Genomic DNA, 22,006 nt, shown 5'->3' with positions numbered 1-22,006 from the left:
GGTGGGGACGATGTCCCAGTCGAAGACGCCGTTGCTTGACCAGGTAAAGGTTCCCGCCGATCTGCGGCGGTTGCAGCCCGCACAATTGCGCCAGTTGGCCGATGAACTGCGCAATGAGACCATTGACGCCGTGTCGGTCACGGGTGGGCATCTGGGCGCGGGTCTGGGTGTGGTCGAACTGACCGTGGCCCTGCATTACTGCTTCGACACACCAACCGACCGGTTGATCTGGGACGTGGGGCATCAGGCCTATCCGCACAAGATCCTGACCGGTCGGCGCGACCGTATCCGCACCTTGCGCATGGGTGGCGGCCTGTCCGGCTTCACCAAACGGTCGGAGAGCGAGTACGATCCCTTCGGCACGGCCCACAGCTCCACCTCCATCTCCGCCGGTTTGGGCATGGCCGCGGCGCGCGATCTGGCGGGGCGTACCAATAATGTGGTCGCCGTCATCGGGGATGGCGCCCTGTCGGCCGGCATGGCCTATGAGGCGATGAACAATGCCGGCGCGTTGCAGTCGCGCCTAGTCGTCATCCTGAACGATAATGACATGTCCATCGCGCCGCCGGTGGGGGCGCTGTCGGCCTATCTGTCGCGGCTGATTTCGTCCAAATCCTATCGCGGCTTCCGCGATTTCTCCAAGCAGGTGGCCGAACATCTGCCACGCCCGCTGCTCAACGCTGCACGCCGGGCGGAGGAATATGCAAGAGGCATGGTCACCGGCGGCACCCTGTTCGAGGAACTGGGCTTTTACTATGTCGGCCCCATCGACGGGCATAATCTGGACCATCTGCTGCCCATTCTGGAGAATGTGCGCGACGATCCGCGCGGCGGTCCCGTGCTGGTGCATGTCGTCACGCAGAAGGGCAAGGGCTATGCCCCGGCAGAGGCATCGGCCGACAAGCTGCATGCGGTCGGCAAGTTCGACGTCATCACCGGCACCCAGGCCAAGCCCAAGGCCAATGCCCCCAGCTATACCCGCGTCTTTGCCGACAGCCTGATCAAGGAAGCCGAGAAGGACGAGAAGATTGTCGCCATCACGGCGGCCATGCCGTCGGGGACGGGCCTCGACCTGTTCCAGCAGAAATTCCCCAAGCGCAGCTTCGACGTGGCCATCGCCGAACAGCATGCCGTGACCTTTGCCGCCGGGATGGCGACCGAAGGTTTCAAGCCGTTCTGCGCTATCTATTCCACCTTCCTGCAGCGCGGGTATGACCAGCTGGTGCATGACGTGGCCTTGCAGAATCTGCCCGTGCGCTTCGCCATCGACCGGGCCGGTCTGGTGGGTGCGGACGGAGCCACCCATGCCGGGGCCTTCGACGTCGCATACCTCGCCTGCTTGCCCAACATGGTGGTGATGGCGGCGGCGGATGAGGGGGAACTGGTGCACATGGTCGCCACCTGTGCCGCCTATGATGCCGGGCCCATCGCCGTCCGTTATCCGCGCGGCGAAGGCGTCGGCGTGGACATGCCGGAACAGGGTGTGCCCCTGCCCATCGGCAAGGGCCGCATCATCCGCGAAGGGGCCAAGGTTGCCATCCTGTCGCTGGGCACCCGTCTGGCGGAGGCGTCAAAGGCGGCCGAGGATCTGGCAGCCCTGGGCCTGTCTACAACGGTGGCCGACGCCCGCTTCGCCAAGCCCATCGACATGGAACTGGTCGAACGGCTGGTCCGCACCCACGAGGTGCTGATCACCATCGAGGAAGGCAGCATCGGCGGCTTCGGCAGTCATGTCCTGCATCATCTGGCGGCGGAAGGCCTGCTGGACATTGGCTGCAAGGTCCGGCCCATGGTCCTGCCCGATACGTACCAGGACCATGACAGCCCGGTGAAGCAGTATGAGGAGGCCGGCCTTCAGGCCCGCAACATCGTTGACATAGCCCTGAAGGCGCTGGGTGTGGAGGCGAAGGCGGCGGTGGGGGCGTGAGGTGGGATCTGCAGCTGGGTTCCGTGTAACGCTCCACGCTGCAGGCCTGAGAAGAAATTATGAGGCTTTGTCATTTTTTGTGTTGACGCTGCAGCCTTGGTGGGGCATAAAAAATCAAATGCGGCATCGTAGTGATTTATTTTCCTTGTGTGTGTGCCAAAAATAGGACATTTTCGCCTTTCCGGTAAAGGAGATGCGAAAATGCGAATTCACTACAAGCGTCTACCTGTTCAGTTCTGCGCCCTCAGTAGCGGTGCAGAGCCGGTGCGCGACTGGTTGCTGACCTTCAGCAAAGATGAACGTGCGCGGATAGGTGAAGCTCTGAGCGTCATTGAATTCGGTTGGCCGATTGGAATGCCAACCTGTCGTCCTATGGGCGATGGGCTTTTCGAGGTGCGCACAAATCTTCAAAGCCGCATCGTGCGGATACTGTTTTGTGTGCATGAAGGGCGAATGGTCCTGCTTCATGGGTTTATCAAGAAAACCCAGGAGACTCCGCAAGCCGATCTTGAATTGGCCAAGGACCGGATGAGGAATCTCTGACGCTATGCCGTTGGCTCTTGCGTCGGAAGGCGAGGGAAGGGCTATGGAAGATAAGCGCACTTATGTCGGGTCTTCGTTGGACGACCTTTTGGCAGAAGACGGCACCTTGGAGATCGTCAAGGCTCGCGCACTGAAGCGGGTCATAGCTTGGCAGCTCTCCCAGGCCATGGAAGCCAAAGAGTTTACCAAAACGGAAATGGCCGAGCGCATGGGCACAAGTCGGACGTCGCTGGACCGGTTGCTTGATTCCTCAAACGCTTCGGTCACGCTCTTGACCCTGGAGCGTGCGGCCACAGCGGTTGGTAAGCGGCTACACATTGAGCTGGTTGACGCCTAACCCTAGCACCTCAATCTGCCAATCCCACGTCAGCGCAATCGCGCTGGTCGCCTGAGCCATCTGGGCTGATTTCAGACGACCGATGATAGTGCCAACCGTTCACCGCGCGCCCTTGCAAGCTGTGGCCGGACGGATGACACTGCCTCTGGTCCACGACAGGGGAAACCGTGAGCACCGGATCGACAAGACGGGACATGCTGCTGGCGGGCGGTGCCGTTCTGGCCCTGGCCGGTGGCGTCGTCGTGGGCAGAGCAAAGGCAAAGCAGGGGACAAGCATGTATGGATTGATCGGCCGCATGATCGCCGCACCGGGCAAGCGGGATGAACTGGCTTCTATCCTGCTGGAAGGCACCGGCGCCATGCCGGGATGCCTGTCCTATATCATTGCCGCCGATCCGACCAATCCGGATGCGCTGTGGATCACGGAGGCGTGGGACAGCAAGGACAGCCACGCGGCCAGCCTGAAACTGCCCGCCGTTCAGGCTGCCATCGCCAAGGGCCGTCCGCTGATCGCTGGCTTCGACAGCCGGTCAGAAACCACGCCCCTTGGCGGCCATGGTCTGGTCAGGGCGGGGTAGGGTTCCCGAAGAAGTGCTGAAACGCCAGATCGGTGCGCACCACATAGTCGTTTTCGAACGACAGGATGCGGCGGGCCCATTGCTTCTGGCTGTCCAGCACCTTCTGAAAGAACGGATCGGCGGACTTCGCCGCGATCACCTTGTCCCAGGCCGTCAACTGCGCCAGCAGAACACTGTCAGGCGTCTTGACGACCTCCACGCCCTCGGTCTTCAGCGCCTCAAGATCGGCGGAATAGCGGTCCATGGCCTTCCAGGACATGTCGGCGGATGATGCCTCTGCCGCGACACGCAGGATGGTCTGCATCTCTTCGGGCAGGCCGTCATAACGCTTCTTGTTGAAGATGATCTCAAACATCTCTGCCGACTGGTGGTAGGAGCCGACCATATAGGTGCGGGTGACATTCTGGAACCCCAGCGCCCGGTCGGAGGAGGGGTTGTTGAACTCCGCCCCGTCCAGCAGGCCCCGGTCCAGGGCGGGCACGATATCGCCTGCCCCCATGACGGTTACGGCCACCCCCATCTCGCGCGCCAGTTCGGCGGCCAGCCCCACGGTGCGGTAGCGCATGCCCTGCATATCCGCCGGCCCCGTGATCTCGCGCCGGAACCAGCCCAGCGGCTGGCTGGGCATGGGGCCGGTCAGGAAGCCGACAAGATCAAGCTTCAAAACCTGCTGCACCAGTTCGTCATAGAGCGCCTGACCGCCGCCATATTTCACCCAGCCCAGCACATGGTCGGCCTTCCAGCCGAGCGCCGGCGGCGTGCCGAACAGGGAGAAGGCAGGATGCCGGTTGTACCAATAGGCGGTGACGCCATGCCCGCCATCCAGCGTGCCCTTCACCACCGCGTCCTGCAATTGCAGCGGCCCGACAACGGCACCCGAGGGCAGCATGTCCAGGCGCAGCCGCCCACCCGCCAGCTTGTTGACCAGGCTGGCATAGTCGCCAGCGAACTCATGGAAAATGTCGCGGGCGGGCCAGGTGGACTGAAACCGCAGGCTGACCGTCTGCGCACGCGACACATTGGGCATGGACACGCCGGCCACCGCCATGCCGGCGGCCGCACCGCCGGCCCCCGTGATGAAGCGCCGCCGCGAGGACCGGTCCGGCGTCCCTGCCGGTGCCGTCTCTGGGCGTTGGATAGGCTGCTTCATGCGGCGGAACCTCCCGGCTTGACCGTTCAAATTGCGCGGATGGTAAACGCGAAGCCCGCCTTGTTCAAATTTCCGTGCATTGCAAAAGAGAATTTCGCGATCGCACAATAGTTTACCGGCCTTGCCAACTGTTTCAACTGTCCCCCTGACCGAAAGAACCACGCCGAAAGGATGGTTAATGGCGCTGCCCGCGCGAATTTGCCCATCCGCGCCCACGGGGATTCGTGGTAGGGTGGACTATTGCTTTCGTTTGGAGTCTTTCGACAGTGACCTCGCCCAGCAATACCGGACGCGACGATGCGCGCCCCGCCGATGCCCATGCCGGGACGGCGGATGACAAGATCCAGTACAGCACCATGATCCCCTTCATCCTTGTCCATATCGCCTGTTTTGGCGCCATCTGGACCGGTGTGGCTTGGCAGCATGTGGTGCTGGCCCTGGTCCTGTACGGTGCCCGCATGTTCGGTATCACGGGCGGGTATCACCGCTACTTCTCCCACCGCTCCTACAAGACGGGCCGGGTGGTGCAGTTCCTGCTGGCCTTCCTGGCGCAAAGCTCGGCGCAGCGCGGGGCGTTGTGGTGGGCGGCGACCCATCGCCATCACCACAAATATTCCGATACGGAACATGATGTGCATTCGCCCCGTCATAAGGGCTTTTTCTATTCCCATATGGGCTGGATCTTTACGGAAAAGCACAATGGGGCGGATTACAAGACCATCGGTGATCTGACCAAGTTCCCGGAACTGGTCTGGCTGGACCGTTACTATTATCTGCCGCCGGTGCTGCTGGGTGTTGCCACCTGGGCGCTGTTCGGCTGGGGCGGTCTGGTCGTTGGCTTCCTGTGGAGTACGGTGGCGCTGTACCATGCCACCTTCTGCATCAATTCGCTGGCCCATGTGCTGGGCCGCCCGCGCTATCTGACGGGCGATGACAGCCGTAACAACTGGGCACTGGCCATCGCCACCATGGGCGAGGGCTGGCACAATAACCATCATCACTATCAGTCGGCGGCCCGTCAGGGCTTCCGCTGGTGGGAGATCGACACCTCCTACTACATCATCAAGGCCATGCAGGCCGTGGGTCTGGTCTGGGACGTGCATGAACCGCCGGCATCGGTGATCCGCAACGAACAGCGCCTGGGCACCAAGGTGATTGAGGCGGCCGCCGCACAGCTGGCCGCCAGCTTCCAGGTGGAAAAGCTGACCCAGCAGGTGCGTGAGGCCCTGGCCCATACGCCGACCCTGGCCGAAATTGAGGAGCGGGTGCGTCAGGCCCGCGATCAGGCCAAGGTCCGGGTGGAGGCGCTGGTCGCCAATATCCAGCTGCCGCATCTGCCGACCACGGATGAGCTGCGTCAGCGCGCGTCCAACATGTTTGTCCGCACGCCCAGCATGGACGACATTGTCGAGCGCGCCCGCCAGATTCTGGTGGCCAATATCTGCACGCGTCTGGCTGCCGTTCCGGCCTGATCGTAAAGGGTAGGGTGTTTGGCCGGCACCGTCGGTGTCGGCCATCACAATTGTTCCTTAAGGTCGATGCATATCCGCCCCGTTGAATTACCTCGGGCTTTCCTCTTCCCTTCGCGGGTGCGGGACGTTAATTTACGTCCCTAGGGGCGCCTTTAGACGATATGGATTTATGAAAATGACCCGTTTTACCGCCAGCCTGCTGCTTTCCGCAGCGCTGATCGCCGCGCCGGCAACGGCCCTGGCCCAGTCGACTCCGGCCGCCCCTGCTGCTGATGCTCCGCGCGTCACCGGTGCCGCTGCCGGTGCCAACAAGGCCACTTTCTTCGCCTCTGGCAACCTGATCCCGCTGGCCGGCGTTGCCGCCGTGGCGGCCGCTGGCGTCATCGCCGCGACCGTTGGTGGTGGTGATGATGAGAACGGCCCGCCGATCACCACGCCGACCACCAGCAGCACCACGACGGCAACGTCCACCCGCTGATCGGTTGGTTCGTCCCTGCTTTGAAAGCCTCGCCATCCCCGGATGGCGGGGCTTTCTTCTTTTGTGATGCCGGGTTAGAGCAGTTTACGGGTTACCGTAAACTGGTCCGGCGGCGACTGCCGCCGCGCCGCACATGCGGCGTGAGGCCAAGCTGCGGATGCAGCGCCGGCGCGTGAGGAAAAAGAAAGGAAGGGGGCGTGTTCCCGACTGCCGGAAATACGCTCCCGGAAAAACACCATGGAACAGACAGCCGATCTTGAGATTTTCGTGGTGACGACACCCGGCCTGGAACCCGCCCTGTGCGCGGAGATGCAGGAGAAGGGCTTCGCCAAGCCGGTCATCGCCAAGGGTGGCGTCACCACGCATGGCCCCTGGTCCGAGGTCTGGCGCGCCAATCTGGAACTGCGCGGTGGCGCCCGCGTCCTGGCCCGCATCGGGTCCTTCCGCGCCATGCATCTGGCACAGTTGGACAAGCGGGCGCGCAAGTTCCCATGGGGGCAGGTGCTGCGCGCCGATGTACCGGTGCGGGTGGAGGCCAGTTGCAACAAATCCCGTATCTATCATGCCGGGGCCGCCGCCCAGCGCATTGCCAAGGCCATTGCGGAGGAATTGGGCGCACCCATCACCAAGGATGCTGAACTGGTGGTGAAGGCGCGCATTGATGATGATCTCTGCACCTTCTCCATCGACACATCGGGGGAGGCGCTGCACAAGCGCGGCTATAAGGAGGCGGTGAACAAGGCGCCGATGCGCGAGAATCTGGCCGCCCTGTTCCTGCGCCAGTGCGGCTATACCGGCACGGAACCCGTCGTCGATCCCATGTGCGGCTCTGGCACCTTCGTGATTGAGGCCGCCGAGATGGCCGCCGGGTTGAGCCCCGGCCGCGCCCGTCCCTTCGCCTTTGAACAACTGGCCAGCTTCGATCCCGCCGCCTGGGCCACCCTGCGCGGCACACCCACCGCCGCCGACACGCCCCTGCGCTTCTACGGTAGCGACCGCGACGCCGGTGCCGTGAAGATGAGTCAGGCCAATGCCGAACGCGCCGGCGTGGGTGCCATCACCACCTTCCGCGCCCATGCCATCAGCGACCTGGAGCCGCCCGAAGGCCCCCCCGGCCTCGTCATCGTCAACCCGCCCTATGGCGGCCGCATCGGCGACACGCGACAGCTCTACGGCCTCTATGGTGCCTTCGGCAAAACCATGCTGAACCGCTTCAAGGGCTGGCGCGTCGGCGTGATCACCAACGAGGCGGCCCTGGCCAAGGTCACGGAACTGCCCTTCCTCGCGACCCTGCCGCCGGTGTCGCATGGCGGGTTGCCGGTGACGCTGTACCGGACGGGGGTGTTGGGGGGTGGGTGAGATTAAAACCAAAAAGCCCCGCTGGTGACCAGCGGGGCTTTTTTGATGATCGCTTGGCGTCCCCAAGGGGATTCGAACCCCTGTTACCGCCGTGAGAGGGCGGTGTCCTAGGCCTCTAGACGATGGGGACTAGAGCCGTGCGAGGCGCGCTTTCTATGCGAAAGGGACGGGGGTGATCAAGCGGTTTTTTCACCCCCGGCGCATTTTTCCGCTTATCAGCGCCCAGCCCAGCCGATCAGGGCCTTGGCCTCTGCCCCGTCCCAATGGGCGGCACCGGCCAGACGGCCAACTTCGCGCCCCTCGGCATCGACCAGAATCGACAAGGGCAGGCCTTCTTTCAGGGGGAAGGCCTTCATGCTGGTCATCTTCCGATCCAGATAGATGGGCAAGGATTTGATGCCCGCCTTCTCAAAAAACGGCCCAACCTCGTTCAGGCCGCCCCGGTCCACGGAGATGGCGACGACCTGGAACTTGTCGCCGCCCAGGTCGGCCTGCAACCGGTCGAGTGCCGGCATCTCGCGGATACAGGGTGCGCACCACGTGGCCCAGAGGTTGATCAGCAGCACCTTGCCCTTGAAGGAGGCCATATCGACCGGGTTGCCATCCTTGTCGGTGATGGTCATGGGCGGCAGGGCGGGGCGGTCGGGGCTGGCCACGAAGGGGCGTGCCTCGCCCTGGAAAACCGGCATCGCGGCGGAGGGGGGCGAGACCGCCGCCGGGGTGGGCGGCGCGGAACTTTCCTTCTTCTCGCCGCAGCCCCCCGTTACGAGAATTGCTGTACCCACGGCCACGATTGTTGCGATGCGTCGGAAAATCGCCATTCTGCCCTCTATCGAACTTTGTGCGACAGAGTTCGTGCCCGACGGCCCCGCCGTCAACCCCGCAAACCGACGCAGAATGACGATGACCGAGAAAACCGCCCAGAAAGCCGCCGCCGGAACCGACGCCAACGCGCTGTGGGGCGGGCGATTTGGCTCTGGTCCCGCCGCCATCATGCAGCAGATCAACGCCTCCATCGGTTTTGACCAGAAACTGTGGGCGCAGGATATTGCGGGGTCGAAGGCGCACGCCACGATGCTGGCCGCCCAGGGCATCATCTCTGTTGGGGACCGCGACGCCATCCTGTCCGGCCTGGATCAGGTCGCGGCGGAGATTGCCGAGGGTCGTTTCACCTTCACGGTGGAGAATGAGGATATCCACATGAATGTGGAATCCCGTCTGAAGGAGATCATCGGCGAACCTGCCGGTCGCCTGCACACCGCGCGGTCGCGCAACGATCAGGTGGCGACCGATTTCAAGCTATGGGTGCGCGACGCGTTCGACCGGCTGGACAAGGACATCCAGGCCCTGCAGGCGGCCCTGATCGACCGGGCGGAACAGTTCCCGGACCTGATCATGCCCGGCTTCACGCATTTGCAGACGGCGCAGCCGGTAACCTTCGGCCACCATCTGCTGGCCTATGTGGAAATGCTGGGCCGTGACCGGGCGCGCATGCGCGATGCCCGCGCGCGGCTGAATGAATGCCCTCTTGGGTCCGCTGCACTGGCTGGCACGCCGTACCCCATCGACCGCGATGCCACGGCGGCGGCCCTTGGCTTTGACCGGCCCACGGCCAATTCGCTGGACGCCGTGTCCGATCGCGACTTCGCGCTGGATTATCTGGCCGCGGCCAGCATCTGCGGCACGCATCTGTCGCGTCTGGCCGAGGAAATCGTGATCTGGTGCACCAGCCAGTTCCGCTTCATCCGCTTGACCGATGCGTTTACCACCGGCAGTTCCATCATGCCGCAGAAGCGCAACCCCGACGCCGCCGAGCTGGTACGGGCCAAGGTGGGCCGGGTGATCGGCGCCCTGAACGGCCTGCTGATTGTCATGAAGGGCCTGCCGCTGGCCTATTCCAAGGATATGCAGGAAGACAAGGAGCCGGTCTTCATGGCGGATGAGACGCTGGCTTTGTGTCTGGCGGCCACCACCGGCATGATCCGCGACCTGACGCCCGACCCGGCCTCCATGCGCCGCGCGGTGGAGGCGGGCTTCCCCACCGCCACCGACCTTGCCGACTGGCTGGTCCGGTCCCTGGGCGTGCCGTTCCGCGACGCCCACCACATTACGGGCCGCATCGTGAAGCTGGCGGAGGAGGCGGGCACCGGTCTGGCTGAGGTGCCGCTGGAAAAGATGCAGGCGGTGCATGCTGGCATCACCGACGCCGTCTATGGCGTGCTGACCTTGGAAGCCTCCGTCAACAGCCGCACCAGCTTTGGCGGTACCGCCCCGTCGCGCGTCCGCGAAGCGGTGGCGGCGGCGAAAGCGCGGTTCCTGTAATCAGCACCCGGAAGGAGCAAGCCCATGCGCAAAGCCATGCTTTTCGTTGCCCTGTTGGCGCTGGCCGGGTGCGGGATGAAACCGCATTTCCCCAAGGCCCCGCCGGGCAGCCCGCCGCCCAAGACCTATCCCGATCCGGCCAGCGACCCGAAGCCGGTCCCCCCTTCGTCTGAGAAGCCGCAACAATGACCTGCTTCCCCGTTCCCGGTTTCCACTACACCGATGGCGCGCTGCATGCGGAGGGCGTGGCCCTGTCCGCCATCGCCGCCTCGGTGGGCACACCCACCTATGTCTATACGACGGAAGGTTTGGCCGCTGCCTGGCGCGCTTACGCCGATGCCTTCGCTGGTCAGGATGTCACCATCTGTTACGCGCTGAAGGCCAATTCAAATCTGGCCGTCATCCGCACGCTAGCGCAGTTGGGGGCCGGTGGTGACGTCGTGTCGGTGGGCGAAATGCGCCGTGCCCTGGCCGCCGGCATCCCCCCGGCCAAGATCGTGTTCTCCGGTGTGGGCAAGACGCGGGATGAACTGGCCGCCGCGCTGAAGGCCGGTATCCACCAGATCAATGTCGAAAGCCTGCCGGAACTGGACGCCCTGTCAGCGGTGGCGGTGGAACTGGGCGTAGAAGCGCCCATCGCCATCCGCATCAACCCCGACGTGGATGCTGAAACCCATGGCAAGATCGCCACGGGCCGCAAGGAAGACAAGTTCGGTATTGATTTCGCCCATGCGGGCGAGGCCTATGCCCGCGCCATGGCGCTGCCCGGTATCAATCCGGTCGGCATTGCAATCCATATCGGCTCCCAGCTTCTGAAGACCACGCCGTTCCGCAAGGCGTTCGGCAAGCTGGCCGGGCTGGTGCGGGACCTGAAGGCGCAGGGCGTGCCCCTGTCGCGCATCGATCTGGGTGGCGGCCTGGGTGTGCCCTACAAGCCGGAGGACAGCGCCCCCGATTACCCCGCCTATGCCAAGGCAGTGGCGGAGATGGTCGGCGACCTGGGCTGCCATGTCACGCTGGAACCGGGCCGGTCGCTGGTGGCGGCTGCCGGTCTGCTGCTGACCCGCACTATCTTCGTGAAGGAAGGGCTGCACCGCCGCTTCCTGATCGTCGATGCCGCCATGAATGATCTGGTGCGCCCGGCCATGTATGAGGCCTGGCACACGGTGATCCCCGTGGCGCAGCCGGCGGCGGATGCTGTGCTGGCCGATGCCGATATCGTGGGGCCGGTGTGTGAGACGGGGGATACGTTCGCCCGCCTGCGCCCCATGCCGCCGGTGGCGCCGGGTGACCTGCTGGCCTTTTTGACGGCGGGTGCCTATGGCGCTGCCATGTCTTCGACATATAATTCCCGTCCCCTGGTGGCCGAGGTTCTGGTGTCGGGCGCGAAGTTCGAGGTGGTGCGTCGCCGCCCCAGCTTTGAGGACAGCCTGACGCTGGAGACGATGCCCGATTGGCTCTCCCCTTAAACAGTGAAAGCGGGGTAGGCTGTCGGGCGACTTGCTAAGGTTTGAACGACAGATGCCGCCCCGCCCGACCCCACCCCGTGATCCCAGCCAGCGACCGGCCAGCCAAAGCCATGCCCGGACGCTGGCGGTACGGCTGCGGTTGCTGCTGGGCCGGTATCGGGTGGGATCGGTGCCGGTGCCGGCCAAGGCACCCTTGCCCGGCGATGCCGGCAGCCGGCCCCTGAAACTGGCCCGCGCCATCCTGTGGTGGGAGGCGCTGTGGCCCCCGCTCTGGCGGCCCCTGTCGCTACTGGGCCTGTTCCTGGCCGTGGCCTGGATGGGCCTGTTCGTGCATCTGTCTCCCTGGCTGCATGTACCGCTGCTGCTGACCGCGTTGGGCGGGGTCGGGTATCTGGTGCGGCAGGGTCTACGGTCGCTGCGCCTGCCAACGGAGGCGGATGCCCGTCGCCGTCTGGAACGCGACAGCCGGCTGGCACATCGTCCCCTATCGCAATTGCAGGATGGTATCGCTGGCGGGGCCGGTGATCCGCTGGCCCACGCGCTGTGGCGGCTGGCGCAGGAGCGGGCGAAGGGCCAAGCGCGGGACCTGCGCGTTGATCTGCCCGATAGCCGTCTGGCCAACCGCGACCCCTGGGCCCTGCGCGTTGCCGTCGCCTTACTGATGGTGGTCGGGGCGACGGTCGGCTGGGGTGATCTGGGCGGGCGCACTTTGAGTGCCTTTGTACCTTCCATGGGGTTGGGAGGTGTGTTCACGCCCACCCGCCTGGATGCCTGGGCCACCCCGCCCGATTATACCGGACAGCCGCCCGTGTTCCTGACGGGGCTGAAGCCTCCCGATGCCCAGGACGAGGAGGGGCAGGAGAAGCCCCTGTTCCTGCCGGCGGGGACCAAGCTGGTGGTACGGCTTGACGGTGGATTGGGTACGCCCACCTTGCGCGCCAATAACCAGGATGTGGATTTCCAGCCCGTGGCCGGTGGCGGCCATCAGGTGGAACTGGCCCTGACGGATGGGGAGGGCGTGTCGGTACGGCAGTTCGGGCGCGAGGTGGCGTCCTGGCCCGTCCGGCTGGTGCCGGATCAGCCGCCGGGCATCGCCTTTCGTACCCCACCATCGGCCACGGAACGCAATGCCCTGCGCATCGATTATACCGGGGCCGATGATTACGGCATCCATGCTGTCACGGCGACGGTGACGCTGGCGACCGACCTGCCGCTGGGCATTGACAAGACACCCCTCGATCTGGCCCTGCCCGTCCCGGCCAAGAACAAGCGGGAGATCACGGGCACCGGCTATCATGACCTGTCGGGCCATCCCTGGGCGGGGATGCCGGTGACCGTCCGCCTGCGCGCCACCGACGGGGCGGGACAGGTCTCGCAGAGTGCCGAACAGGCCATCACGTTGCCGGAACGGCATTTTAATCACCCCGTGGCCCGCGCCATCATCGAACAGCGTAAGACCCTGATCCTGATGGGGGACACGGTGCGCCCGCTGGTGGGCCGCGCCCTGCATGACCTGTCGGTCAATCTGGACGGCTACAATGGCGATCCACTGGCCTTCCTGGCGCTGCGCAGCGCTGTTGGCCGCCTGATGCGCAATGCGGGGCCGGATACGGTGCCCAGCTCCATCGCCATGCTGTGGGATGTTGCCCTGCGTATCGAGGATGGGAACCTGTCGCTGGCGGAACGGGAATTGCGCGATGCGCAGAAGGCGCTGATGGAGGCGCTGGACCGCAATGCCCCGGCGGAAGAGATTGATCAGGCGATGCAGCGCCTGGAACAGGCCATGCGCGACTTCATGGATGCGCTGGAGCAGCAGGAGGCCAAGAACCCGCAGGCGCAGGATCAGCCGCAGAACCAGGGCGAACCCGACCCCAACGCTCAGTCCATGACCCGTGACGAGGTCGAGGACATGGTGCGCCAGATGCGCGATCTGGCCGCCTCCGGCAATCATGAGGCGGCGCGCGAGATGCTGTCGCAGCTGCAGCAGATGATGGAAAATCTCCAGAACGGACAGCCGCAACAGCAGCAGGATGCGGAGGCGAACCAGCAGGGCCAGGCTCTCGCCGAACTGAACCAGAAACTGCGAGACGTGCAGAAGCAGCAGCAGCAGTTGATGGACGAAACCTTCACCCAGCAGCAGGAGCAGTTCGACGGTGCCGAAGAATTGCCCCCCAACCAGCTTCCGGGCCTGTCCATGCCCAACCGCCAGGGCCGCCGCCCCGGCGACCAGGGCGCGCAGCGTGGCAAGGCCGATGCCCATGCCGACGCCATGGCCGGCAAGCAGGAGGAGCTGCGCGGCGAACTGGGCGAGATCATGCGCCGGCTGGGCGAAGTCGGCGGCGAAATCCCCCGTCCGCTGGGCCGCGCTGAACGCGCCATGAAGGATGCGGCCGACGCCCTGCGCAGCGGCGCGCCGGATCAGGCCGTGGCCTCGCAGGGGGAAGCGCTGGAACAGCTTCAGCAGACCCTGAAATCCATGCAGGAGCAGATGGCCAAGGCCAGCCCCGGACAGGCCGGCGGCCAGCGCAACCGGTCGGGCCGGCAGCAGGGCCGCGACCCGCTGGGCCGCCCGCTGCCCGGTTCTGGCACCCTGGACGGGGAAGAGGTCAAAATCCCCGCCGAGGCCGACATGCAGCGCGCCCGCCAGATCCTGGAGGAACTGCGCCGCCGCGCCGGGGAACAGAACCGCCCCAAGGCGGAGCGGGATTACATCGACCGGCTGCTGGACCGGTTCAAACGCTATTGAGGGCTAACGGTCTCGACATCACGGCCCCGTTGCGCCATGTTCCGGGACCTAGAACACAGCCGGAACGACAGGCCGCCCTATGCCGACCGACAGCGCCCCCAGCACCGCCCTTCCCCCGGCCGACGGCACGCCGCTTTATCTGGTGGACGGGTCGGGTTTCATCTTCCGGGCCTATCACGCGCTGCCGCCGCTGAACCGGCCGGACGGGACGCCGGTGAATGCCGTCATGGGCTTCACCAATATGCTGATGCGACTGCTGGCGGAGCTGAAGGCCGATGCGGTGGCCATCATCTTCGACAGCAAGCGCCTGAATTTCCGCAATGAGTTCTATCCCGATTACAAAGCGCACCGGCCCGAGCCGCCGGAGGATCTGCGGCCCCAGTTCGCGATCATCCGCGAGGCGGTGGAGGCCTTCAACCTGCCGCGCATTGAGCTGGAAGGATATGAGGCTGACGACCTGATCGCCACCTATGCCCGGCAGGCCCGCGCCCAGGGCCGGCCCGTTACGATCGTGTCGTCCGACAAGGACCTGATGCAGCTGGTGGATGACGGTATCCGCATGCTGGACCCGATGAAGAACAAGATGATCGGGCCGGACGAGGTGTTTGAGAAGTTCGGGGTGACCCCTGACAAGGTGGTGGATGTCCAGGCGCTGGCCGGTGACAGCGTCGATAATGTGCCGGGCGTACCCGGTATCGGCATCAAGACAGCGGCACAGCTGATCACCGAATATGGCTCGCTGGAGGAACTGCTGGAGCGGGCGGGGGAGATCAAGCAGGCCGGGCGCCGGCAGAAGCTGCTGGAGAATGCCGATCTGGCCCGCATTTCCAAGCGGCTGGTGAAGCTGGAAGAAAACGCCCCCGTGCCCGTGCCCGTGGAAGAGCTGAAAGTGCGGGAGCCGGATGTGAACCGGCTGCTCTCCTGGCTGGGCGTGCAGGGCTTCCGGTCGATCATCGCCAAGGTGAAGGCGGAAATCGCCGCCGATGGCACTCTGGCCGACGGGGCCGCCATCCATGCCGCCGCCGGGGACGGCGGTGAACAGCAGCGCCGTGACCTGCGCGCCGCGTTGGATGGCCGGTCCTATGCCCCCTCTGCCGCCCCGGCAGAGGTGCGGGCCGATGCCCATATTCCCCGTCCCGACAAGGTGGAGCATATCCTTGTCGATACGGAGGAGGCGCTGGCCGCTTGGGTGGCAGAAGGTTTGGAAGCCGGTGTCGTTGCCGTCGATACGGAGACCGATGGGTTGACGCCCATGCGCGCCAATCTGGTGGGCATTTCGTTGTCCACCCGTCCGGGTCGCGCCTGTTACATCCCGGTGGCCCATATCGATCCGTCCACGCCCAAGGAAGGGGCGGGCGGCCTGGATTTCGGTGATGGTGCGCCGCCGCCCCGCCAAGTGCCGCTGGACCGTGCGCTGACAATCCTGAAGCCGCTGCTGGAACATCCGGGCGTGCTGAAGGTCGGGCACAATATCAAGTTCGACTGGCAGATGTTCGCCAAGCATGGCGTCACGGTTGCCCCCATCGACGACACCATGCTGCGGTCCTATGTCATCGGCGGGGGACGTCATGGTCATGGCATGGATGAGCTGGCGCAACGCCATCTGGGCGTCACCACCATCTCCTTTGATGAGGTGACGGGCACCGGCAAGAACCGCATCACCTTTGACCGCGTGCCGTTGGACAAGGCCACTTCTTACGCGGCGGAGGATGCGGATATCACGCTGCGCCTCTGGCATGTGCTGCGCCATGACGTACTGGCCGACCGGATGGTGACGGTTTACGAGACCATCGAGCGTCCGCTGGTGCCCGTTGTGGCGCGGATGGAGATGGAGGGCGTGCTGGTCGACCGGCAGGTCCTGAAGGAGTTATCCAACGATTTCGCCAAGCGTCTGGTGGAGCTGGAGGCCGAAATCCATGTCCTGGCCGGTCGCACTTTCAATGTCGGCAGCCCCAAGCAGCTGGGCGAAATCCTGTTTGATGAAATGAAGCTGTCGGGCGGCAAGAAATCCGCCAAGACCGGGGCTTGGTCTACCGACAGTTCGGTGCTGGAGGAACTGGCCGACCTGGGCATTCCCATCTGTCAGAAGGTCATGGACTGGCGGCAGTTCGCCAAGCTGAAATCCACCTACACGGATACGCTGGGCGAACAGATCAATCCCGGTACAGGCCGCGTCCATACCAGCTTTGCGCTGGCCGCCACCTCCACGGGCCGCCTGTCATCCACCGATCCGAATTTGCAGAACATTCCGATCCGCACGGAAGAGGGCCGGAAGATCCGCCGTGCCTTTGTCGCGGCCCCCGGCAACCGCATCATGTCCGTGGATTACAGCCAGATCGAACTGCGCATCGTGGCGGAAATGGCGGGCATCCCGGCCCTGCGACAGGCCTTCCGCGACGGGATCGACATTCACGCTATGACGGCGAGCCAGGTGTTCAGCGTGCCGCTGGATCAGATGACCTCGGAAATCCGCCGCCGGGCCAAGGCCATCAATTTCGGCATCATCTATGGCATTTCCAGCTTCGGCCTGTCGCGGCAGTTGGGCATTTCCGCAGGCGAGGCCGGGGCCTTCATCAAGGCCTATTTCGAACGCTTCCCCGAGCTTCAGGCCTATATGGAAAAGACCAAGGCAGAGGCGGCGCGCGACGGCTATGTCCGCACCCTGCTGGGCCGCAAATGCTGGATCCAGGGCATTCAGGAGAAGGGGGCGCGCAAATCCTATGCCGAGCGTCAGGCCATCAACGCCCCCATTCAGGGCACCGCCGCCGATATCATCAAGCTGGCCATGATCAAGCTGCCGGGTGCGTTGGCCGAGGCAGGGTTGAAGGCCCGTATGCTTTTGCAGGTGCATGACGAACTGCTGTTCGAGGTGCCGGAAGCGGAGGTGGAGGCCACATCCGCCCTGGTCCGTCGGGTTATGGAAGGGGCCCTGGACATCGGCATTCCGCTGGTGGCGGAAGCCGGCGTCGGCCTGTCCTGGGCTGAGGCGCATTGATCTGTCCTTGATATCTAGATAAGGATAATAATTGATAAAAGCAAATGGCCGTGGGGTTGATTTGTCATCCGCTCGTTCCAGTTCAATGTCATGCAAGTAATTACTTGACGTGGTGGATCAAAATGCATCAATTCAATATTATTGTTGGGAGGAAGATCCTGGAATCATTTATTATTCACGATTATTTTCAAGTGTATTTTATGGGCGGAGGTATTCTAAATCTGTACAATAAACTAAACACAAACTTTAAATTGGAAGGTTGTGAGTTAAAAAACAAATCAATAACCTCGGTTGTTTTTAATGAGGGGGCAGTCACAATTAATATAGAAGAGTTTTCAATTAAAATGTTTTTATGTGGCGCTTGCTTTTCTGGACCGGAATCTATCGAGTATATATCGGAAACTGGTAAGATAATAGTATTCCCTTGATAAATTCACTTATGAGGACAGTTTCATGACCCTTCGCCGCCTTGGCCGCACCGACCTGATGGTTCCCGCCCTGTGCCTGGGCACCATGACCTGGGGCCGGCAGAATACGCCGGAAGAGGGCTTCGCCCAGATGGACATGGCGTTGGACCATGGTCTGTTCTTCTGGGACACGGCGGAGATGTATTCCGCCCCGCCCACCCCCGCCACCTATGGCCGGACGGAGGAGATCATTGGCGACTGGTTCGCCCGCACCGGTCGCCGTAACGAGGTGCTGCTGGCCAGCAAGGTGGTGGGTGAGGCCATGGGCATGGATTATATCCGTGGCGGCACATCGCGCCCTGACCGCAAGAACATCGTGGAAGCCGTGGAGGCCAGCCTTCGCCGCCTGCGCACCGATCATATCGATCTTTATCAGTTGCATTGGCCCGACCGGCAGACCGACCGTTTTGGCCGGATTGTCACCCATCCGGCGACCCAGCCGGGAGAGATACCGATCGAGGAGACATTGTCGGTCTTTGCCGATCTGATCCAGGCGGGCAAGATACGTCATGTCGGCGTGTCGAATGAAACGCCCTGGGGCGTTATGCGCTATGCCGCAGCCGCCGACCATCTGGGCCTGCCGCGCATCGTCAGCATCCAGAACCCCTATTCCCTGTTGAACCGCACATTTGAGATGGGGCTATCGGAGGTGTCGCTGCGCGAGGAGGTATCGATGCTGGCCTATTCCCCGCTGGGCGGCGGGACGCTGGCAGGCAAATATCTGGACGGGGCCATGCCGGCTGGTTCGCGCCGCGCCATTGATCATCGCAAGTCCCGCTATGACCTGCCGCGCGGCGAAGCCGCGACGCGCGATTATGTGGCCATTGCCCACGATAACGGGCTGGACCCCGCCGCCATGGCCATCGCCTTTGTCGTTTCCCGCTCCTTTGTGACCAGCACGATCATCGGGGCCACGACCATGGGCCATCTCAAGGTCGCCATTGCTGCCAGGTCGCTGACCCTGCCGGCGGAGGTGTTGGCGGCGCTTGATGCGGTGCATGCCGTCAACCCGAACCCCTGTCCGTGAGGGGCGGAGATGCTGCGCCTGTTCGTCGGGATACCGATGCCGGAGGCGGTGGTGGAACGCCTGTCCAGCCTGGCCCATGGCCTGCCCGGTGCGCGCTGGGTGCCGCCGGACAACTACCACCTGACCCTGCGCTTCTTGGGGGAGATTGATGAGGGTACCGCCCATGATGTGGATGAGGCGCTGGACCTCGTCACCGGCCCGTCCTTCCTTCTGACCCTGTCGGGTCTGGGCAGTTTCGGCAGCGGCCATAAACAGCATGCGCTGTGGGCCGGGTTGGTGGACAGCGACCCGCTGCTGCATCTCCAGGCAAAGGTCGAATCCGCCCTGGTCCGGTCCGGCCAGCCGCCGGAACAGCGCAAATACAGCCCGCATGTGACGCTGGCCTATCTCACCGACACGCCGCCGGCCAAGCTGGCCAATTATATGGGTGCCAACGGCCTGTTCCAGGCGGGGCCGTTCGTGGTGGATCGTTACTGCCTTTATGAAAGCGTCTTGGGCAGGTCGGGTGCGACCTACCACATCCTGCAGGAATATCCGCTGGGCGGATGGGGGGTGTGATCACCCCGCCAACCGCCGCGCCGCCGCCAGCAAGGCTTCCACGGCAGCTTCATCGCTGTTCCAGGCGGTGACCAGCCGGACGACATTGCCGTCCCAGCGATAAAAGCCGAAGCCCGCCGCTTCCAGCCCCGCGATCACCGGTTCCGGCAGGGCGATGAAGATCTCGTTACCATCCACGGGATGGGCCAGATGCGCGCCGGGCAGGGCCGACAGCCCATCGGCAAGCCGCATCGCCATGCGGTTAGCGTGGCCGGCCAGCCGCAGCCACAGCCCATCCTGCACATAAGCTTCCAGCTGTGCCGACAGGAAGCGCATCTTGGAGAACAGGTGGGCCGCGCGCTTACGGCGATAGCCAAAATTCTCCGACAGTTCACGGTCGAAGAACACCACGGCCTCTGCGCCCAGCGCGCCATTCTTGGTGGCACCAAATGAAAGGACATCCACGCCGGCCCGCCAGGTGATGTCAGCCGGCGAACAGCCCAGCGAGGCCACGGCATTGGCAAATCTTGCACCATCCATATGCACACGCAGGCCGTGATGCCGCGCCACTGCGGTCAGGGTCGCCACTTCTGCCGGGCTATAGACCGTGCCGCATTCGGTCAGCTGGCTCAGCGACAGTGTCGCCGGCTGCACGGCATGCACGAAGCCCTTATGGACGCGATCCAGGGCAGCCGACAGCGTGTCAGCCGTCAGCTTGCCATGATCGCCGGGAAGGGTGACCAGCTTCGCCCCGCCCGTGAACATTTCAGGCGCGCCGCATTCATCGGCCTGGATATGCGCTTCGGCATGACAATAGATGCTGCCCCAGGGTGGCGTCAGGGCCGCCAGTGCCAGGGCATTGGCGGCGGTACCGGTGGCCACGGGAAAGACGGCGACGTCACGTTCAAACAGGTCCGCCAGGGACTGCGTCAGCCGCCGGGTCCATTCATCATTGCCATAAGACGGCGCGGTGCCGCCATTTGCCTTGACGATGGCATCCAGGATTTCCGGTGCCGCCCCCGTCACATTGTCGGACATGAAATTCATTTAACGTCCATTTCCCATGGGAATCGGTTCTATTGTGACCAGGATCACGGCGCGGATGTCACAAGCACCGCATGTTCGCCCGTGGCCGGATCGATGAGAAGCACCTGCGTGCGGCCATCGGTCAGTTTCACCTGCACGGCGATGCGGCCATCCACGGCGGCAATGCCGGGCAGCAGGACTGCACCCGGCGGCAATGTCGCCGCCCCGGTCGGCATCGGTGCCTTCACGGGTGCCGGGACCGGTGGTGCTGTCGGTGTCGGCAGCTCGGCCTCGGGGGCTTTGCCCTGCATGCCGAAACGGGCCGAAAACGTGCGCGGATGATTGGGGTCCGTGGAGCGTTTATAGACTTCATAGCCCAAGAACGCGAACCCGGCCGCGATGATCACGGCCCCGATGATAAGGATGTTCTTCAGTGCCTGCACGTTCGGCAAATCCCCAGTTGAAGGCCACCGGCCGGACGGATATCCCGCCCGCCGGCCTGGAATTCGACCTGGATGACGATCTGTGCGACGAGGAATTCCTGCCCGCCGCCGATCTTGTTGCCCCTGTCCAGGGTACCGGCCCCGCCGACCATGACGCCATCATCGATGGCGACCGGGACGGGGACCGTCTGGACAAGGCGCTGGCGGATCTGCTCGCCGCTGCCGGCCTGTCGCGTTCCCGCCTGCGCGCCCTGATCGATCAGGGGCATGTCTCCACAGGTGGGCAGACCATAGACGACGCGTCCCGCCGGGTCAAAGCCGGCCAGACCTTCCGCGTGCATGTTCCGGCCAGCGCGCCTGCCTTGCCGGTGGCGCAGGACATCCCGCTGTCGATCATCTATGAGGACGAAGACCTGCTGGTTATCGACAAGCCGGCGGGCATGGTGGTGCATCCCGCTGCCGGCAACCCGGACGGCACCCTGGTCAATGCCCTGCTGCACCATTGCGGTGACCGGTTGTCGGGCATTGGCGGCGTGCGCCGTCCCGGCATCGTGCACCGGCTGGACAAGGATACAAGCGGCCTGATGGTGGTGGCCAAGAATGACCGCGCGCATCAGGCCCTGTCGGCGCAGTTCGCCGACCGCTCGCTGTCGCGCACCTATCAGGCCGTGGTCTGGGCCGTGCCCAACCCGCGCAGCGGAGAGATCAACGCCAATATCGGTCGCCACCCGACCGACCGCAAGCGCATGGCCGTGCTGGACCGGGGTGGCAAGGTCGCCATCACCCGCTACAGCACCGTCCGCGCGCTAGGTCCGGCGGCGGCCCTGATTGAATGCAAGCTGCTGACGGGTCGTACCCATCAGATCCGGGTGCATATGACCCATGTCGGCCATCCGCTGGTCGGTGATCCTGTCTATGGCCGGGTCCGCACGGGTCGCACGCGCGGCCTGTCGGAGGCCGCCAAACAGGCGCTGGAAAGCTTTCCACGTCAGGCGCTGCATGCCGCCGCCATTGAGTTCATCCATCCGGCCACAGGCGCCAAGGTGCGCTTCGAAACTGTGTTACCGGATGATTTCAAGAGCTTAATTCATGCGTTGGAGGTGCTATAATGCCGCCGCGCATGGTGACCG

Annotated in this window: 19 protein-coding genes and 1 tRNA gene; 15 read left to right on the top strand and 5 right to left on the bottom strand. The window is 64.0% G+C overall.

The annotated features are described in order from the left end of the window. The first annotated feature begins 10 nt into the window (after positions 1-10). From dxs to ABC729_RS10135, 4 genes are all read left to right on the top strand, one after another. Positions 11-1,927 (top strand): 1-deoxy-D-xylulose-5-phosphate synthase, encoded by a 1,917-nt coding sequence (gene dxs / locus ABC729_RS10150; RefSeq protein ID WP_495607486.1) that lies wholly within the window; start codon positions 11-13, stop codon positions 1,925-1,927. A 201-nt stretch (positions 1,928-2,128) separates the two neighbouring features. Beyond that, positions 2,129-2,470: a type II toxin-antitoxin system RelE/ParE family toxin gene (locus ABC729_RS10145; RefSeq protein ID WP_495607485.1), complete on the top strand. Its 342-nt coding sequence runs from the start codon at positions 2,129-2,131 to the stop codon at positions 2,468-2,470. A 43-nt stretch (positions 2,471-2,513) separates the two neighbouring features. Continuing rightward, the gene (locus ABC729_RS10140; protein ID WP_495607484.1) at positions 2,514-2,807 is read left to right on the top strand and encodes a helix-turn-helix domain-containing protein; all 294 of its coding nucleotides are present in this window, start codon (positions 2,514-2,516) and stop codon (positions 2,805-2,807) included. Between the two features lie 167 nt (positions 2,808-2,974). Beyond that, complete coding sequence (locus ABC729_RS10135) at positions 2,975-3,385, top strand: putative quinol monooxygenase (RefSeq protein ID WP_495607483.1); 411 nt, start codon at positions 2,975-2,977, stop codon at positions 3,383-3,385. On the opposite strand, the gene ABC729_RS10130 is transcribed toward ABC729_RS10135, so the two are convergent. Continuing rightward, on the bottom strand, positions 3,372-4,535 hold the full coding sequence (locus ABC729_RS10130; protein ID WP_495607482.1) for a TRAP transporter substrate-binding protein: 1,164 nt from the start codon (positions 4,533-4,535) through the stop codon (positions 3,372-3,374). The genes ABC729_RS10135 and ABC729_RS10130 overlap by 14 nt on opposite strands. A gap of 266 nt (positions 4,536-4,801) precedes the next feature. On the opposite strand from ABC729_RS10130, the gene ABC729_RS10125 reads away from it, so the two are divergent. The 3 genes from ABC729_RS10125 (at position 4,802) to ABC729_RS10115 (ending at position 7,844) form a co-directional block, all read left to right on the top strand. Next, entirely contained in the window at positions 4,802-6,007 is a 1,206-nt protein-coding gene (locus ABC729_RS10125; protein WP_495607481.1) for an acyl-CoA desaturase, read from the top strand. Between the two features lie 175 nt (positions 6,008-6,182). After that, a complete protein-coding gene (locus ABC729_RS10120; RefSeq protein ID WP_495607480.1) occupies positions 6,183-6,485 on the top strand; it encodes a hypothetical protein in 303 nt (100 codons plus the stop codon). Between the two features lie 237 nt (positions 6,486-6,722). Continuing rightward, positions 6,723-7,844, top strand: a complete 1,122-nt coding sequence (locus ABC729_RS10115; RefSeq protein ID WP_495607479.1) for a THUMP domain-containing class I SAM-dependent RNA methyltransferase — start codon at positions 6,723-6,725, stop codon at positions 7,842-7,844. 54 nt (positions 7,845-7,898) lie between these two features. Here the strand turns inward: ABC729_RS10115 and ABC729_RS10110 are convergent. After that, positions 7,899-7,974, bottom strand: a tRNA-Glu gene (locus tag ABC729_RS10110). Between the two features lie 85 nt (positions 7,975-8,059). Continuing rightward, on the bottom strand, positions 8,060-8,665 hold the full coding sequence (locus ABC729_RS10105; RefSeq protein WP_495607478.1) for a TlpA family protein disulfide reductase: 606 nt from the start codon (positions 8,663-8,665) through the stop codon (positions 8,060-8,062). An 82-nt stretch (positions 8,666-8,747) separates the two neighbouring features. Here ABC729_RS10105 and argH point away from each other — a divergent pair, with 82 nt between their 5' ends. From argH to thpR, 7 genes are all read left to right on the top strand, one after another. Beyond that, on the top strand, positions 8,748-10,166 hold the full coding sequence (argH, locus tag ABC729_RS10100) for an argininosuccinate lyase (RefSeq protein ID WP_495607477.1): 1,419 nt from the start codon (positions 8,748-8,750) through the stop codon (positions 10,164-10,166). Positions 10,167-10,190: 24 nt separating this feature from the next. Next, complete coding sequence (locus ABC729_RS10095) at positions 10,191-10,355, top strand: hypothetical protein (RefSeq protein WP_495607476.1); 165 nt, start codon at positions 10,191-10,193, stop codon at positions 10,353-10,355. Further along, positions 10,352-11,635: a diaminopimelate decarboxylase gene (gene lysA / locus ABC729_RS10090; protein WP_495607475.1), complete on the top strand. Its 1,284-nt coding sequence runs from the start codon at positions 10,352-10,354 to the stop codon at positions 11,633-11,635. The genes ABC729_RS10095 and lysA overlap by 4 nt, the downstream gene beginning before the upstream one ends. A gap of 52 nt (positions 11,636-11,687) precedes the next feature. Next, positions 11,688-14,381: a TIGR02302 family protein gene (locus tag ABC729_RS10085; RefSeq protein ID WP_495607474.1), complete on the top strand. Its 2,694-nt coding sequence runs from the start codon at positions 11,688-11,690 to the stop codon at positions 14,379-14,381. Positions 14,382-14,460: 79 nt separating this feature from the next. Continuing rightward, positions 14,461-17,376: a DNA polymerase I gene (gene polA / locus ABC729_RS10080; RefSeq protein WP_495607473.1), complete on the top strand. Its 2,916-nt coding sequence runs from the start codon at positions 14,461-14,463 to the stop codon at positions 17,374-17,376. A 453-nt stretch (positions 17,377-17,829) separates the two neighbouring features. Beyond that, on the top strand, positions 17,830-18,870 hold the full coding sequence (locus tag ABC729_RS10075) for an aldo/keto reductase (protein WP_495607472.1): 1,041 nt from the start codon (positions 17,830-17,832) through the stop codon (positions 18,868-18,870). A 9-nt stretch (positions 18,871-18,879) separates the two neighbouring features. Beyond that, positions 18,880-19,428 carry an RNA 2',3'-cyclic phosphodiesterase gene (gene thpR / locus ABC729_RS10070; RefSeq protein WP_495607471.1) on the top strand — a complete coding sequence of 183 codons (549 nt, stop codon included), beginning with the start codon at positions 18,880-18,882 and terminating at the stop codon, positions 19,426-19,428. Here thpR and ABC729_RS10065 read toward each other — a convergent pair whose 3' ends face one another. Together ABC729_RS10065 and ABC729_RS10060 are read right to left on the bottom strand one after the other, a co-directional pair. After that, a complete protein-coding gene (locus ABC729_RS10065) occupies positions 19,429-20,454 on the bottom strand; it encodes a threonine aldolase family protein (RefSeq protein WP_495607470.1) in 1,026 nt (341 codons plus the stop codon). Positions 20,455-20,498: 44 nt separating this feature from the next. Continuing rightward, complete coding sequence (locus tag ABC729_RS10060; protein ID WP_495607469.1) at positions 20,499-20,876, bottom strand: hypothetical protein; 378 nt, start codon at positions 20,874-20,876, stop codon at positions 20,499-20,501. Here ABC729_RS10060 and ABC729_RS10055 point away from each other — a divergent pair. Further along, positions 20,867-21,985 carry an RluA family pseudouridine synthase gene (locus ABC729_RS10055; RefSeq protein ID WP_495607468.1) on the top strand — a complete coding sequence of 373 codons (1,119 nt, stop codon included), beginning with the start codon at positions 20,867-20,869 and terminating at the stop codon, positions 21,983-21,985. The two genes, ABC729_RS10060 and ABC729_RS10055, sit on opposite strands and share 10 nt — an antisense overlap. Positions 21,986-22,006 lie beyond the last annotated feature (21 nt).

This window comes from Niveispirillum sp. CC-CTL257 (genome assembly GCF_059489915.1).
The sequence above is the reverse complement of the archived record's forward strand: the minus strand, read 5'-3'. Positions and strand labels throughout refer to the sequence as shown.